The sequence below is a fragment of the Pseudomonas sp. UBA7500 genome (genome assembly GCF_002478435.1).
Taxonomy (GTDB): Bacteria; Pseudomonadota; Gammaproteobacteria; order Pseudomonadales; family Pseudomonadaceae; genus Aquipseudomonas; species Aquipseudomonas palmensis.
Map to the genome: position 1 here is coordinate 20,499 of NZ_DLNW01000022.1, position 15,072 is coordinate 35,570.

Below are 15,072 nucleotides of genomic sequence, written 5' to 3' on the forward strand. Positions count from 1 at the left end.
TTATCTGGCTCGGAGGGCTTCAGCGGGGTTGCGCCAGGCCTCGGCTCACCCGGTTGTAGAGGGTATGAAGCGACAGCAACAGCACCACCAGCAACACGCCGTTGAGCCACGCTGCGCTCAGCAGGCCGGTGGCCACGCCGGCACCGAGCACACCGAACACGAAGGCACGGTCGCTCTTGCCCATCGGGCCGTCATAACGGCGTTCGGCGCCTACCAGCGGGCCCATCACCCCGGCGTATTCGCTCACCAGCGCGGCCAGCACCACAATCACCACCAGCGCCGGCGACACGCCCGGCAGCAGGGCGAAGGGCAGGTACAGTGCGCTGTCGGCGACCACGTCGCACAGCTCGTTGAGGTAGGCACCCAGGCGTGACTGCTGGCCGAATTCCCGGGCGAGCATGCCGTCGATGGCATTGAGCGCCATGCGCAGCAGCATCCAGGCCGGCACCAGGGCGAACAGCCAGGTGATGTGCGGTGCGGCGGCCAGCAGCAGGCCGAGCGCCACGCTGACCGCCGCGGCGGCGACCGTCACCTGGTTGGCAGTTATGCCGCGCTCGTACAGACGCTTGACCATAGGGCGCAGCAGCGCCTGGAAGCGCGGTTTCAACTGGTAGATCGACGGCACGGAAAACTCCCTTTACGGCTCGTAGGCACGGCATTGTCTTGTTACATAGCGGTGCGCGAAGGCGATTGTGGGTGGATTGTCCCTGCCGGGGCAATAGCACCTGCCGACAAGCTTTGCAGAAGTGTGCGCGTGTGCCCGGGAAGCGCCGAAAAATTGCGGCTGCACAGGCGCAGCTGGCGTTGTGCCCAGGGTTCGTCCAGCGCCAGGCTGTGCAGCGCCAGTACCCCTTGCCAGCGTTGCACGGCAGCCTGCGGCACGATGCCCAGGCCTGCGCCATGGGCCACCATGCGGATCACCCCGTCGAAGCCTTCGGCACGTACCCGCACCTGCAGCCGGCGCCCCAGGTGCAGGGCCTGTTCCTCCAGGTACAGGGCCAGGGCGCTGTCTGCCTGCAGGCCGACATGGCCATGTTCAAGGGTGTCGGCAAAGCGCAGGTGCGGGTGGCTGGCCAGCGGGTGATCCGGCGCCATGATCAGCACCAGCGGGTCGTCGCGAAACGCCACGCTCTGCAGGTGCTCGCTGGCCACGGCATTGGAGATGATGCCCAGGTCGGCCTCGCCCTGGGTGATCGCCTGCACGATACGCAGGCTGGGCAATTCGACCACGTCCACGTCGATGGCCGGGTGGCGGGCCAGAAACGTCGCCAGCAATTCGGGCAGGTACTCGGTCAGCGCCGCGGTGTTGCACAGCAGCCGCACCTGGCCCTGCAACCCCTGGGCATACTGGCCCAGGTCGAATTGCAGCCGCTGCACCTGCTGGCCGATCTGGCGCGCATGGTTGACCAGGGCCTGGCCGGCGGCCGTGGGTTGCACGCCGCGCCGGTTGCGCTGCAGCAGCGGTACGCCCAGCGAGCTTTCCATGGCGCGAATGCGCGCGCTGGCCGCCGGCAGCGACAGGTGGCTGCGCTGGGCGCCGGCGGTGATGTTGCCGCACTCCACGGTGTGCAGAAACAGTCGTAGGTCAATCAGATCGAAATGCATGAGCCTCTGCCTGGGCAATAGTCTGGCTCAGTATATGGCAACTGTTCAGGGGCGTGCGGGCAGGGCAGCATGGGCCCATGACGACTTTATTCGGCTTCTATCAGGCTATCGGCCCGGCGCTGTCGCTGCTGGTTGTGCTTACCTTCGTGCTGGCAGGCACGGTCAAGGGCGTGATCGGCCTGGGCCTGCCCACCGTGGCCATGGGGTTGCTGGGGCTGGCTATGTCACCGGCGCAGGCTGCCGCGCTGCTGATCGTGCCGTCGACGGTCACCAACCTTTGGCAGCTGGCGGCGGGTGGCCACTTGCGTGCATTGCTGCGCAGGCTCTGGCCGATGCAACTGATGATCCTCATCGGCACCTTGCTGGGCAGTGTCTGGCTGGGCATCGACAGTGGCGCGTGGGCGGCGCACGCATTGGGCGTGGCGTTGCTGGTGTATGCACTGTACGGCCTGTGCCACCCAGGCCTGCACCTGGCCCCCCGCCACGAGCGCTGGCTGGGCCCGCTGTGCGGGTTGGTGACGGGCATCATCACCGCCGCCACCGGGGTGTTCGTGATACCGGCCGTACCGTACCTGCAGGCCCTGGGCCTGCACCGTGAACAGATGGTGCAGGCGCTGGGCCTGTCATTCACCGTCTCGACCCTGGCGCTGGCCGTGGGCCTTGCCGGGCAGGGCGCACTGGGCGGCGAGGCGCTGGTGGCCTCGCTGGTGGTGCTGATACCGGCATTGCTGGGCATGTGGCTGGGCCAGTGCCTGCGTCAGCGCATCAGTGCCGTGCTGTTCAAACGCTGCTTTTTCATCGGCCTGGCGCTGCTGGGCGCCCATCTGGCGCTCAACGGCTAGCCGAGGACGGGCTGAGCATCTCGATCAACTGGATGTCGAAGTCGCGCTCAAGGTATTCCATGCGCCGCTCGGCAAACTGCTGCATGTGCGGCAGCGCCGAATGCACATCCAGTGCGGCCTTGCTGGCCCAGATTTCGTAGAACACGAACAGGCTCGGGTCCTGCCGGTCGCGCAGCATGTGGTACTCGATGCAGCCGGGCTCGGCACGGCTGGGTTCTACATAGCTGCGAAACAGCGCCTCGAACTCCTCGGCCTTTTCGGGGCGGGTCTTGGCTTTGAGGATGAAACCGTAGGGTTCGCTCATGGGGAGGCTCCTGTAAAAAGTGAGCCAATCTTATTTCAACAATAAGCGCTGAATTCGTGCTTTTTGGTCAAAAGCGTTTTGCCCGCGCGAGGGTATTTGCGCTGCGCTGAACTGATTAATCTGCCGCCATCACATTCACCGGGCCGCCCCTTCTGTTGGCCGCCCCGAACACACATGAGGCAGATGATGAAGAAGATCCTGTTGCTCAACGGCGGCAAGCAGTTCGCCCACTCCGATGGCCGCCTGAACGAGACCCTGCACGAGGCCGCGCTGGCGTTTCTCGACCGCGCCGGTTTCGACGTCAAGAGCACCTACATCGATGGCGGCTACGACGTTGCCGAAGAAGTGCAGAAGTACCTCTGGGCCGACGTGGTCATCTACCAGATGCCCGGTTGGTGGATGGGCGCGCCGTGGACCGTCAAGCAGTACCTGGACGAAGTGTTTACCGCCGGCCACGGCAGCCTCTACGCCAGCGACGGGCGCACCCGCTCCGATGCGTCGAGCAAGTACGGCAGCGGCGGCCTGATCCAGGGCAAGCAGTACATGCTGTCGCTGACCTGGAACGCACCGCAGGAAGCGTTCGACGATCCGGCGCAGTTTTTCGAAGGCAAGGGCGTGGACGCGGTGTACTTCCCGTTCCACAAGGCCAACCAGTTCCTGGGCATGAGCGGTCTGCCGACCTACCTGGCCACCGACGTGATGAAGAACCCCAACGTCGAGGCTGCCGTGGCCGGCTACGAGCAGCACCTGGCCCGGGTTTTCCACACTGGCGCCTGATGAAGGGTTGCGCGGGCAACGCCAAGCGGCTATCTATCACGGCTGAACGCCACACCAGGGAACAGCCGTGAAAGCCAGGTCCGATGAATTGCAGATGTTCGTCTCGGTCATCGAGTGCGGCTCTATTTCCGCCGCCGCCGAACAGGGCGGGCAGACCCCGTCGGCCATCAGCCGCAGCCTGTCGCGGCTGGAGGCCAAGCTGGGCACCACGCTGATCAACCGCACCACGCGGCGCATGGACCTCACCGAAGAGGGGCGGTTTTTCTTCGAGCGTGCCAAGGCCATCCTGCAACAGATGGACGAACTCGAAGAGCGCCTGAGCCTGCACCGCCAGACCCCGTCCGGGCGCTTGCGCATCAATGCGGCGGCGCCGTTCATGCTGCATGCCATCGTGCCCTGGGTGGGGGAGTTCCGCCAGCTGTACCCGGATATCCAGCTGGAGCTCAACACCGACGACCTGATCATCGACCTGCTCGAACAGAGCACCGATATCGCCATCCGCATCGGCGAGCTGGCCGACTCCAGCCTGCACGCCCGCTCGCTGGGGTGCAGCCCGCTGCATGTGCTGGCCAGCCCCGCGTACCTTGCGCGGCGCGGTACGCCACGGCATGTGGAGGAACTGGCCGGGCATTCGCTGCTGGGCTTCACCCAGACCGAAACCCTCAATCACTGGCCGCTGCGCCACACCGAAGGCGACCGCCTGGCGATCCGCCCCGACCTGTGCGCCTCCAGCGGCGAAACCCTGCGTCACCTGGCGCTGGCCGGCGAAGGCATCGCCTGCCTGTCGCACTTCATGACCCACGAAGACCTCCAGGCCGGCCGCCTGCAACTGGTGCTGGCCGAGGCCAACAGCGGCTATCGCCAGCCGATCAACGCGGTGTACTACCGCAACTCGCAACTGGCCCTGCGTATTCAGTGCTTTCTGGATTTCATCCAGCACAAGCTGTCGATCTACGCCTGCTGAAAACCGCAGGCGGCATTTGAAAAATCCCTGGGCATGCGCCTTAATGGTTGTTCGATAAAAACAACACCAAGGAAACCCGCATGCGCACTCTGATGTTTCGAACGCTGACCTTGAGCGCTGCGATCGTCGCCAGCTCATCAGCCTATGCCGTGACGCTGGACGGCGGCGCGGTGGCCGCGCCCGATCAATATGGTGCACAGGTCGCCGCCGACATCCTCAAGAAGGGCGGCAACGCAGTGGACGCCGCGGTGGCCACTGCCTTCACCCTGGCCGTTACCTACCCCGAGGCCGGCAACATCGGCGGCGGCGGTTTCATGACCCTGTACATGGATGGCAAACCCTACTTCCTCGACTACCGTGAAGTGGCGCCCAAGGCGGCCAGCCGCAACATGTACCTGGACGACAAAGGCGAGATCATCGAGAACCTCAGCCTGGTGGGCGCCCGGGCCGCCGGGGTGCCGGGCACGGTGATGGGCCTGTGGGAGGCGCACCAGAAGTTCGGCAAGCTGCCCTGGGCCGAGCTGCTGACCCCGGCGGTGGGCTACGCGAAGAACGGCTTCAAGATCGCCGCCAAGCAGTACCAGTACCGCGAAGATGCCCAGGGGCTGTTCAAGGACAGCACCAACTTCAACGACTATTTCGGCAGCATGAAGGTGGGCGAGACCTTCAGGCAGCCCGAGCTGGCGCAGACCCTGGAGCGCATTGCCGACAAGGGTGTGAGCGAGTTCTACCAGGGCAAGACCGCCGACCTGCTGGTGGCGCAGATGCAGGCCGACAAGGGCCTGGTCAGCAAGGAAGACCTCAAGGACTACAAGGCCGTGTGGCGTGAGCCGATGGGCATCGAATGGCGTGGCAACGTGGTCTACACCGCGCCGCTGCCCAGCTCGGGCGGCATCGCGCTGGCGCAGTTGCTGGGCATCAAGGAAAACCGCGCAGTCGACTTCAAGGGTGTCGAGCTGAACTCGGCACGCTACATCCACCTGCTTTCGGAAATCGAGAAGCGTGTGTTCGCCGACCGTGCCGACTACCTGGGCGACCCGGCGTTTTCCAAGGTGCCGGTGGCGCAGCTGATTGCCAAGGACTACCTGGCCAAGCGCGCGCAAGAGGTCAACCCGACCGCCATCTCCGACACCGCCAAGGTGCGCCCGGGGCTGGAGCCGCACCAGACCACGCACTTCTCCATCGTCGACAAGCAGGGCAACGCGGTCAGCAACACCTACACCTTGAACTGGGACTACGGCAGCGGCGTGGTGGTGAAGGGCGCGGGCTTCCTGCTCAATGACGAGATGGACGACTTCAGTGCCAAGCCGGGTGTGGCGAACGCCTTCGGTGTGGTCGGTGGCGATGCCAATGCCATCGAGCCGGGCAAGCGCATGCTGTCGTCGATGGCCCCGAGCCTGGTGACCCGCGATGGCAAGGTCACGCTGGTGCTGGGTACGCCGGGTGGCTCGCGGATCTTCACCTCGATCTTCCAGGTGCTCAACAACCTGTACGACTACAACCTGCCGCTGGAGAAGGCGGTGGCGGCGCAGCGTGTGCACCACCAGTTACTGCCCAAGGACACTATCTACTACGACGCCTATGCGCCGCTCGATGGCAAGGTGGCCGAGGAACTGAAGAAGATGGGCTACACCCTGGAGGACCAGGGCTGGGAGATGGGCGATATCCAGGCGATCCGGGTGACGGGTTCGGCGCTGGAAACCGCGTCTGACCCGCGTGGACGCGGGGTGGGGCAGGTCGTCAAGTAAGGGCTGACAGCATCGCGGGCCAAGTCCGCTCCCACAAGGTTTCGCTGAACCTGGTGGGAGCGGGCTTGACCCGCGATGGCTACGCCGTCCGATTCGGTCAGACGCGGAAGTGGCTGACCAGCATCTGCAACTGATTGCCCAGGCGCGCCAGCTCGACGCTGGATGCCGCCGTCTCCTGGCTCGCCGCCGCCGTCTGCTCCGACACATCACGCACGTTCAGGATGCTGCGGCTGATCTCTTCGGCCACCGCGCTCTGCTGCTCGGCCGCCGCGGCGATCTGCTGGTTCATCGACTGGATGTTCGACACCACGCGGGTGATGTTCTCCAGCGAGGCACCCGCCTTGCGCGTCAGCTCCACGCTGCTGTCGGTCAGGCTGCGGCTGCCATGCATCACGTTGGCCACCTGCTGGGTGCCGCTTTGCAGGCCCGCCACCAGCACCTCGATTTCCTCGGTGGACTTCTGGGTGCGCTGCGCCAGGCCGCGCACTTCATCGGCCACCACGGCAAAACCACGCCCGGCTTCACCCGCCCGTGCCGCTTCGATCGCGGCGTTGAGCGCCAGCAGGTTGGTCTGTTCGGCCACCGACTTGATCACGTCCATCACGCTGCCGATCTTCTGGCTTTCCTGCTGCAACTGGCCCATGGCCTCGGTGGAGCGGTTGACCTCGACCGCCAGGCGCTCGATCTGCGCGATGGCCTGGGCCACCACCTGGTCACCGGCGCGGGCCTGGCCGTCGGCGTCGGTGGCGGCCTCGGACGCCTGCTCGGCATTGCGCGCCACTTCCTGCACGGTGGCCGCCATTTCGTGCATGGCGGTGGCCACCTGGTCGGTCTCGACCTTCTGGCTGTTGACCCCGGCGTTGGTCTGCTCGGTGACCGCCGACAGCTCTTCGGCCGCACTGGCGATCTGGGTCACGCCGTCACGGATGCCGCCGATCAGGTCGCGCAGGGTTTCGCCCATGCGCTGGATGCCTTGTTGCAGCACGCCCAGTTCGTCACGGCGGGTGACGCGCAGGGTGTGGGTCAGGTCGCCGGTGGCGATCTTCTCGACCACTTCCAGGGTTTCGCGCAGCGGGCGGGTGATCTGGCGGGTGATGATGATCGCCGCCAGCACGCCGAACAGCAGCGCCGCCAGGGTGCTTGCCAGTTGCCAGGTACGCGCCTGGGCACTTTCGAGGTCGCGACGTTGCAGCTGGATGGCGTACAGCTCATCGCTCAGGCGCACGATGTCGTAGCCCTGGGTGGTCATTTCCTTGCGCGCCTCGCCGATCGCCGTGTTGGCGGCCTTGAAGCTGCGCACCGCTTCGGCGTAGTGCAGGGTGGCGGCCTCGAGCGGTCGGGCACGAGCATCGGTGGCGGCCAGCTGGCGGGTTTCGGCCAGGGTGGCGTCGAGCTGGCGGGCGGCGACCTGTTCGGTTTCCGGGGTGAGGTCGGCGATGTAGCCGCGCACCTCGAAGCGGGCCAGCAGCAGGTGCTGGCGTACGGTGGTCAGGCGCTTGAGATGTTCCAGGCGCTCGCTGTCACTCTGGCCAGAGGACAGGCTGTCGGCCAGCAGGGTTTCCATCAGGGCACCGGCCTCATTGGCGGTAACGCCCATGCTGCGGCGCGCTTCGCCACCCTGCTTGTAGGCGCTGCGCATCTTGGCCAGGGACACCTCGTAGGCGGCGACCACCTGCGCCTGTTCGCGCAGCAGCTTGACGTTCTCCGGGCTCTTGAAGGTGTTCAGCAGGTTCTGCTGGCGGGCCTTGAAGGTATCCAGCTTGGCCTGGACATTCTGGGCGAGCTTGTCGTCACCGTCGGCAATCATGTACTGCAGGCGGGCGATGCGCAGTTCGGTGAGCTCGTTGTTGAGCTGGGTGATGTCGCTCATCCAGTTGCTGCGGTCGATCAGACCGCCCAGGCTGGTCCAGCCGGTCAGGGCCAACAGGCCGGTCAGCAGCAGCACCAGGCCGAAGCCCAGGGCGAGTTTCAGGTTGACGCTGATATTGGCAAACCAGCTGTTCATGCGATCCCTCCAGGATTCTGTGCGCTCTTTGATCTAAATCGCTGGAGGTTGTTTTTCTTGGAGGCCAGCTGACGTGAGCTGCCTTTATCGGCGGGATGTTGCAGAGCTGAAACGCTTTTTCTCCAATTCCGACGAAAACCATCAACAAAATGTTTAGGGTGTTTGCGCGAGGCCGCAAACACCCCATTACAGGCGTCAGAGTCTGCTGGCGCCAAAGGTGTCGCACTGGTTGAGGTCGCCCTTGGCGAAGCCGGTCTTGAACCAGCGCACGCGCTGCGCGGAAGTGCCGTGGGTGAACGAGTCGGGCACCACGCGGCCTTTGCTCTGCTGCTGCAGGCGGTCATCGCCGATCGCGTTGGCGGCGTTCAGGGCCTCTTCGATATCGCCCGGCTCCAGCCAGTTATGGCGTTGCTGTGCCTGGTAGGCCCACACGCCGGCCAGGCAGTCGGCCTGCAGTTCCTGACGTACCAGCAGGCCGTTGTCGCCTTGCAGGCGCTGGCCGCTGCGACGAGCCTGGTCGATCCTGGCTGACACCCCCAGCAGAGTCTGCACATGGTGGCCGACCTCGTGGGCGATCACGTAGGCCTGGGCAAAGTCGCCCGCTGCCGCGAAGCGGGTTTCCATCTCCTTGAAGAAGCTCATGTCCAGGTACACCTGCTGGTCGGCCGGGCAATAGAACGGGCCGGTCGCCGACGAGGCAAAGCCACAGGCGGAGTTGACCTGACCGCTGAACAGCTTGAGGGTCGGGTCCTTGTACTGGCGCCCGGCCTGGGCAAACAGGGCGCGCCAGGTGTCTTCGGTGTCGCCCAGGATGCTGGCGACGAACTCGGCCTGTTCGTCGCCGGCCGGTGGTGCCTTGCGCTCGCCGGTGCTTGCCGGCGCGCTCTGTTCGCTCATCTGCCCGCTCAGCTGGCCAAGGATCTGCATCGGGTCCTGCCCGGTCAGCAGGCCGATCCCCACGATCAGTACCACCGCCGTCAGGCTCAGGCCCTTGCCGCCCAGGCGCATGCCACCACCACCGCCGCCTTCACCGCGAGCGTCGACCACGTTGTCGCTGCGCCTGCCTTTTCGCCAGAGCATGAGCGTTCTCCCAAGCTTGAAATATGAAGATAAAGATTAGTCCACCCAGCCCGGCGGCGTCAGCGCTTTGGACATAACCATACGGTTATGGGTTCAAGGATTCTTTTCAATGTTCGCCGGTGCATGCCTCGGCCACACTGCCCATCACTCCTGCCCGTACAGGCCTCCAAAAATCCAATAAGAGGAGAACGGCATGTCTGCACAAGACACCAGTCGTTTCGTTATCCGTGATCGGAACTGGCATCCGAAAGCCCTTACCCCCGACTACAAGACCTCCGTCGCGCGCTCGCCTCGCCAGGCGCTGGTGAGCATTCCACAGTCCGTCAGCGAAAGCACTGGGCCGGATTTCTCCCACCTGAAATTTGCCGAGCACGACAATGACCTGCTGCTGAACTTCAACCACGGCGGCCTGCCCATCGGCGAGCGCATCATCGTGGCCGGGCGCGTGTGCGACCAGTACGGCAAGCCGATCCCGCACACCCTGGTCGAAATGTGGCAGGCCAATGCCGGCGGCCGCTATCGCCACAAGAACGATCGCTATCTGGCGCCGCTGGACCCCAACTTCGGGGGGGTGGGGCGCGCGCTGACCGACAGCGAGGGTTACTACAGTTTCCGTACCATCAAGCCGGGCCCGTACCCGTGGCGCAACGGCCCCAACGACTGGCGCCCGGCGCATATCCACGTGTCGATCAGCGGCCCGTCGATTGCCACGCGTCTGATCACCCAGCTGTACTTCGAAGGCGACCCGCTGATCCCGATGTGCCCGATCGTCAAGTCGATCGCCAACCCGGACGCGGTACAGAGCCTGATCGCCCGGCTCGACATGGCCAATGCCAACCCCATGGACTGCCTGGCCTACCGCTTCGACATCGTTCTGCGCGGCCAGCGCAAGACTCACTTCGAAAACCGCTGAGGAGCCCCGTCATGCCTATCGAACTGCTGCCGGAAACCCCATCGCAGACCGCCGGCCCCTACGTGCACATCGGCCTGGCCCTGGAAGCGGCCGGCAACCCGACCCGTGACCAGGAAATCTGGAATCGCATGGCGCGCAGCGATGCGCCCGGCGAGCACATCCTGCTGATCGGTCACGTCTACGACGGCAACGGCCACCTGGTGCGCGACTCGTTCCTGGAGTTCTGGCAGGCCGACGCGGCCGGGCAGTACCACAGCGAATTCAACCTGGAACAACCGTTCAACAGCTTCGGACGCACCGCCACCACCTTCGATGCCGGTGAATGGACGCTGCAGACGGTCAAGCCCGGTGTGGTCGCCAATGCCGCCGGCGTGCCGATGGCACCGCATATCAATGTCAGCCTGTTCGCCCGCGGCATCAACATCCACCTGCACACGCGGCTGTACTTCGACGACGAAGGCCAGGCCAATGCCAAGTGCCCGGTGCTCAACCTGATCGAACAGCCACAACGCCGCGAGACCTTGGTCGCGCGGCGCTGCGAAGTGGATGGCAAGCTGGCCTACCGTTTCGATATCCGCATCCAGGGTGAAGGCGAAACGGTGTTCTTCGATTTCTGAGGCCGCCTAGCGGGGCACCGGGTTCAGGTCGAAGTGGTTGCGCTGGTACTGGAACAGCAGGCAAGGCTCCTTCTTGGCGGTCATCTTGCAACCGCTCTCATGTTCCAGCCCGGCCGGCAACTGGTAGTACGAACCGGCCGGGTACTCGGTCTCGACCAGCTTGCCGTTCTTGTCCTTGATGCGGGCGTAGAACACGCCGCTCATCACCACGGTCGGCAACGTCTCGGTGTGGGTGTGGTAGCCATTATCCACACCGGGACGGAAACTGACGAAGGCCTCGTAGGCACCATTGCCCAGGATGTCGCCCTGCACGTTAGCGTAGGTGACGTTGTTGTTGGTGCCCGGTACCACTTTCCAGGTCAGAGCATTTTTCGGCAGGGAGATGAGTGGGGCGGTGCAGTAGCAGACCGCAGCCACGGCGGTAGTGGCGCAAGCTGCCAACAGCAAGCCGGCGGCGGTAACTCGAAGTGCTTTCATGGTTGAAACCCTCTGATGAACAATCGAAAGAAGGTTAATCAAACAACGAACGCACAAATACGGCAGAAGCAGCCCAGAACCTGTGTGCTTCTTGCACAGATCACATCTTGATTTCCCATCGTGGTTCAGCGTAGTACGCCCGCGCATACTCGACCAATGCCCGAACCTTGGGCGCCAGATAGCGGCTTTGGGGGAACATCGCGTACACGTGCCGGGAGGGCTGCTGCCATTCGGGCAGCACCTGTACCAGGCGCCCGTCGAGCAGGGCGTCATGCACGATGAAGCGGTCGAAGCTGGCGATACCCAGGCCGGCAATGGCCGCCGTACGCAACGCCATCGGCGAGTTGGCGCTCAGCCGGCTGGGCATTGCCACGTCCAGGCGCTGCCCGTCGGGCCCCTGCAGGCTCAGCCGTTGCGGCTGGGCCAGGCGGTTGTAGCCGAGCAACGCATGCTCGCCCAGGGTGTGCGGTTCGATGGGGGCCGGCCAGCGCTGCAGGTACGCGGGGGCGGCTACCAGCACGACTTCGCTGACGGCCAGTTGCCGGGCCACCAGGTTGGAGTCGGGCAGGTGGGTGGTCACCCGCAGGCACACATCGACCCCTTCTTCGAGCATGTCCACGAAGCGGTCGGTGCAGATGAGCTCCACCTGCAACTGGTCGAAGCGCTCGACGAAGTCCGGTAGCCAGCGCCCCAGCTCCAGTTCACCGAATGCCGTGGCCACGCTCAGGCGCAGGGTGCCTGTGGGTTGCTGCTGGTGTTCGGAAATCTCCAGGCTCATGGCTTCGAGCTGCTCCAGCACCTGCACGCAATGGCGGTAGCACAGTGCGCCGGCTTCGGTGACGTGCAGGCGCCGCGTGGTGCGGCTGAGCAACTGGGTGCCGAGGTGGCGCTCCAGGTTCTTGACCTGGCGCGACAGCACGGTGTGCGATTGCCCGGTCAGGGCCGCAGCGGCGCTGAAACCACCACTCTCTACCACGCGGCGAAACGCCTGCATCGCGCTGATCTGGTCCATGGTCGGCTGGCTCTCATGAAGGAGTCGGGTCGCCAGTCTAGCAGCAGCCGGCGCGCCTACTCGTAGGCACTGACCCCGGCAATGTGCCGCCCGGCGATGTAGCCGAAGGTGGTCGCCGGCCCCAGATTGATCCCGCCCGCCGGGTAATGCCCGCCCATGATGCTGAGCATGTCGCTGCCGGCGGCATACAGGCCGGCAATTGGCTGCTGCTGTGCATCCAGTACCTGGGCGTGGGCATTGGTCCTGAGCCCGGCAAAGGTGCCGAAGCAGCCCGGCTCCACCTTCACCGCATAGAACGGCCCCTGCTCGATGGGCGCCACGCACGGGTTGGGCCGGTGCAGCGCATCGCCCTGCTTGCGGTTGTAGGGCGTGCTGCCACGGCCGAACTGCGGGTCTTCGCCGTGGCGCGCATGGCGGTTGTAGTCGCTGAGCGTGGTACTCAGGCCCTGGGGGTCGATGCCGCAGGCGATGGCCAGCGCCTCGATGCTGTCGCCGCACTTGAGGTAGCCGCTGCGAATGAAGGGCGCCACCGGCAGTGGGAAGGGCCGGGAGATGCCCAGGCCGTAGCGGCGCTGGAAGGCGTGGCTGCAGATCAGCCACGAGGCCACCTGCTCGCCGGGCGCGCTGGCGACCATTGCGCTCACGTAGTCGTAGTAGCCGTTGGCTTCGTTGACGAAGCGCTTGCCGTTGGCCAGCACACCGATGATGCCGGGCTTGGCACGTTCGATGATGTGCGGGAAATGGCCGAAGCTGCCGTCCTTGTACGGCACTTTCGACACCGGGGCCCAGGCCACCGGGCTTGCCAGGTCGTCGACCACGTGTGCGCCCACGCTCTCGCCCAGGCGCAGGCCATCGCCGCTGGCGCCCAGCGGCGGCAAGGCCAGGTGCTCATGCCCGGTGGGGGTACGCGGGAACAGCGCCTTGCGCCGCTCGATATCGTTGGGGAAGCCGCCGGCTGCCAGCACCACGGCCTTGCGCGCATGAATGCTCACGTCGCCGTTGGCCGTCTGCACCACCGCCCCCGTCACCCGGCCAGCGTTGTGCAGCAGGCGCTGCGCCGGGGCCGATGCCCACAGCAGCACGCCGAGGTCTTCGGCCGACTTGGCCAGGCGCGCGATCAGGGCCACGCCGTTGACCAGCTGCATCGCCCGGCCGTAGCGTGCGAGGTCGAGCAGATGGCGTGCCAGGCGCTTGCCCACATGCAGCAGCGAGCGCCACGAACGGGTCAGGGTGAGAAAGGCGGTAAGGTCCTTGCCGGCCATGATCGGCATGCCCATGAATGAGGTTTCGCGCATCGTGCGGCGCAGCTGCCTGAGCAGCTTGCCGACCTTGCGCCCGTCATACGGGGCGGCGATCACCGAGCGCCCGCCCGTGCCGGCCCCGGGCGTGTCGCCGTGGATATCGGCAATGCCGTTGCCGTCGGCGAACTGCAGGGCGGTATGGCGTTCGAAGAACGACACCATGTGGGGCGCCGCCTCCAGGAACGCATCGATCATCGCCGGTTCGAAGCGTTCGCCCAGTTCGTGTTGCAGGTAGGTGCGCGGCAGCGAACGGTCCTCGACGATGCCGGCGCGCTGTGCCAGCGGGTTGCACGGTACCCACATCCAGCCGCCGGACCAGGCCGTGGCGCCGCCGAACACCGGGTCCTTTTCGACCACGATGACCTTCTGCCCGTGAAAGGCGGCGGTCACCGCGGCGCTCAGGCCGGCAGCGCCGGAGCCGATGACCAGGACATCGCAGTCCACCGGGCGGGAGGTAGGGGTGTGGGCAGTCATGCTGGGTCCTCGCAGTGCGCGCAATTATTATTTTGGAACGAAGTTCCATATTCTATGATTGCACGTCGGCTGCCAAGGTCGTCGCCTGCAAAGTTGGGCGAAGATCGAACAGTGGTTTGCGCTTTGCCCGGCGCTCTTTAGAATCGGCGAAATTTTCAGGGACCGTGACCATGGCCGGCAGTCAGATCGAACGTGCTTTCAGCCTTCTCGAAAGCCTCACCAGCGAGCCGCGCGGGCTGCCGATGCAGACCCTGGCCGAGCAGCTGGACATCCCCAAGAGCGCGACCCATCGCATGCTCGCCGAGCTCATGCGCCTGGGCTACGTGCGCCAGAACCCGGAAAACAGCCGGTACCTGCTGAGCACCAAGCTGGTGGGCATGGGTTTTCGCTACCTGGCCCAGAGCGGTGCCGACATCGTCCAGCCGATTCTCGACCAGTTGGCCGCGCAGACCGGCGAGCTGGTGCGGCTGGGGATCATCGACGGCGAGCGCCAGGTGTGGATCGCCAAGGCCCAGGGCGCCCGCTCCGGCCTGCGCTACGACCCGGACATGGGGCGTGAGGCGCCGCTGTTCTACAGCGCGTCGGGGCATGCCTGGCTGGCCAGCCTGAGCGATGCCCAGGCGTTGCTGCTGGTGGAGCGCCAGGGCGTGGGCCGGCGCGAGGACTTCGGGCCGAACGCGCCAGCTTCCAATGCCCAGCTGCTGGAACGCCTGCGCATGGCGCGGGAACTGGGCTATGCGTGGGTGGTGGAGAGTTCGGCGCTGGGTACGTCGGCGTTGGCGGCGGTGGTGCGACACCCGCAGGATGGGCATGTGGTCGGGGTGTTGAGCGTGGCCGGGCCGACCGCGCGCCTGAACGAGGCGCGCCTGCACGAGCTGGCGCCGGCGTTGCTGGCGGCGGCGGCCGAGCTGTCGGCGGCCAGCCCGGCGTCGGAGCTGTTTGCCTGAGGGCCC

Annotated in this window: 15 protein-coding genes; 7 read left to right on the plus strand and 8 right to left on the minus strand. The window is 65.5% G+C overall.

All coding sequences use genetic code 11. The features are described 5' to 3' along the window. Window positions 1-19: 19 nt before the first annotated feature. Both B4I46_RS10305 and B4I46_RS10310 read right to left on the minus strand, forming a co-directional pair. The gene (locus B4I46_RS10305; RefSeq protein ID WP_054916548.1) at window positions 20-625 is read right to left on the minus strand and encodes a CDP-alcohol phosphatidyltransferase family protein; all 606 of its coding nucleotides are present in this window, start codon (window positions 623-625) and stop codon (window positions 20-22) included. Window positions 626-666: 41 nt separating this feature from the next. Beyond that, window positions 667-1,605, minus strand: a complete 939-nt coding sequence (locus tag B4I46_RS10310; RefSeq protein WP_286900018.1) for a LysR family transcriptional regulator — start codon at window positions 1,603-1,605, stop codon at window positions 667-669. A gap of 77 nt (window positions 1,606-1,682) precedes the next feature. Here B4I46_RS10310 and B4I46_RS10315 point away from each other — a divergent pair, with 77 nt between their 5' ends. Continuing rightward, on the plus strand, window positions 1,683-2,447 hold the full coding sequence (locus B4I46_RS10315) for a sulfite exporter TauE/SafE family protein (protein WP_286900020.1): 765 nt from the start codon (window positions 1,683-1,685) through the stop codon (window positions 2,445-2,447). On the opposite strand, the gene B4I46_RS10320 is transcribed toward B4I46_RS10315, so the two are convergent. Continuing rightward, window positions 2,437-2,751, minus strand: coding sequence for a putative quinol monooxygenase (locus tag B4I46_RS10320; RefSeq protein ID WP_043860704.1), 315 nt, complete (start codon window positions 2,749-2,751; stop codon window positions 2,437-2,439). The two genes, B4I46_RS10315 and B4I46_RS10320, sit on opposite strands and share 11 nt — an antisense overlap. A 186-nt stretch (window positions 2,752-2,937) precedes the next feature. Between B4I46_RS10320 and B4I46_RS10325 the strand changes: the two genes are divergently transcribed. The 3 genes from B4I46_RS10325 (at window position 2,938) to ggt (ending at window position 6,240) form a co-directional block, all read left to right on the plus strand. After that, entirely contained in the window at window positions 2,938-3,528 is a 591-nt protein-coding gene (locus B4I46_RS10325; protein WP_043860703.1) for an NAD(P)H-dependent oxidoreductase, read from the plus strand. A 67-nt stretch (window positions 3,529-3,595) separates the two neighbouring features. Next, on the plus strand, window positions 3,596-4,492 hold the full coding sequence (locus B4I46_RS10330) for a LysR family transcriptional regulator (protein WP_054916552.1): 897 nt from the start codon (window positions 3,596-3,598) through the stop codon (window positions 4,490-4,492). A gap of 80 nt (window positions 4,493-4,572) precedes the next feature. Continuing rightward, window positions 4,573-6,240, plus strand: a complete 1,668-nt coding sequence (gene ggt / locus B4I46_RS10335; RefSeq protein ID WP_274097293.1) for a gamma-glutamyltransferase — start codon at window positions 4,573-4,575, stop codon at window positions 6,238-6,240. 97 nt (window positions 6,241-6,337) lie between these two features. Here ggt and B4I46_RS10340 read toward each other — a convergent pair whose 3' ends face one another. Next, entirely contained in the window at window positions 6,338-8,245 is a 1,908-nt protein-coding gene (locus tag B4I46_RS10340) for a methyl-accepting chemotaxis protein (RefSeq protein WP_043860700.1), read from the minus strand. 195 nt (window positions 8,246-8,440) lie between these two features. Further along, complete coding sequence (ypfJ, locus tag B4I46_RS10345) at window positions 8,441-9,325, minus strand: KPN_02809 family neutral zinc metallopeptidase (RefSeq protein ID WP_043860699.1); 885 nt, start codon at window positions 9,323-9,325, stop codon at window positions 8,441-8,443. A 193-nt stretch (window positions 9,326-9,518) separates the two neighbouring features. On the opposite strand from ypfJ, the gene pcaH reads away from it, so the two are divergent. Together pcaH and pcaG are read left to right on the plus strand one after the other, a co-directional pair. Further along, window positions 9,519-10,238 carry a protocatechuate 3,4-dioxygenase subunit beta gene (pcaH, locus tag B4I46_RS10350; RefSeq protein WP_043860698.1) on the plus strand — a complete coding sequence of 240 codons (720 nt, stop codon included), beginning with the start codon at window positions 9,519-9,521 and terminating at the stop codon, window positions 10,236-10,238. Window positions 10,239-10,249: 11 nt separating this feature from the next. After that, on the plus strand, window positions 10,250-10,855 hold the full coding sequence (pcaG, locus tag B4I46_RS10355) for a protocatechuate 3,4-dioxygenase subunit alpha (protein ID WP_043860697.1): 606 nt from the start codon (window positions 10,250-10,252) through the stop codon (window positions 10,853-10,855). Between the two features lie 6 nt (window positions 10,856-10,861). Here the strand turns inward: pcaG and B4I46_RS10360 are convergent, their stop codons facing one another. The 3 genes from B4I46_RS10360 to B4I46_RS10370 all read right to left on the minus strand — a co-directional run bounded on the left by B4I46_RS10360 (window position 10,862) and on the right by B4I46_RS10370 (window position 14,119). Then, window positions 10,862-11,332 carry a hypothetical protein gene (locus tag B4I46_RS10360; protein WP_078481789.1) on the minus strand — a complete coding sequence of 157 codons (471 nt, stop codon included), beginning with the start codon at window positions 11,330-11,332 and terminating at the stop codon, window positions 10,862-10,864. 100 nt (window positions 11,333-11,432) lie between these two features. Next, window positions 11,433-12,344, minus strand: coding sequence for a LysR family transcriptional regulator (locus B4I46_RS10365; protein WP_058540744.1), 912 nt, complete (start codon window positions 12,342-12,344; stop codon window positions 11,433-11,435). Window positions 12,345-12,400: 56 nt separating this feature from the next. Continuing rightward, window positions 12,401-14,119, minus strand: a complete 1,719-nt coding sequence (locus tag B4I46_RS10370; RefSeq protein ID WP_286900028.1) for an FAD-dependent oxidoreductase — start codon at window positions 14,117-14,119, stop codon at window positions 12,401-12,403. Window positions 14,120-14,289: 170 nt separating this feature from the next. Here B4I46_RS10370 and B4I46_RS10375 point away from each other — a divergent pair, with 170 nt between their 5' ends. Beyond that, entirely contained in the window at window positions 14,290-15,066 is a 777-nt protein-coding gene (locus tag B4I46_RS10375) for an IclR family transcriptional regulator (RefSeq protein ID WP_213606880.1), read from the plus strand. Window positions 15,067-15,072 lie beyond the last annotated feature (6 nt).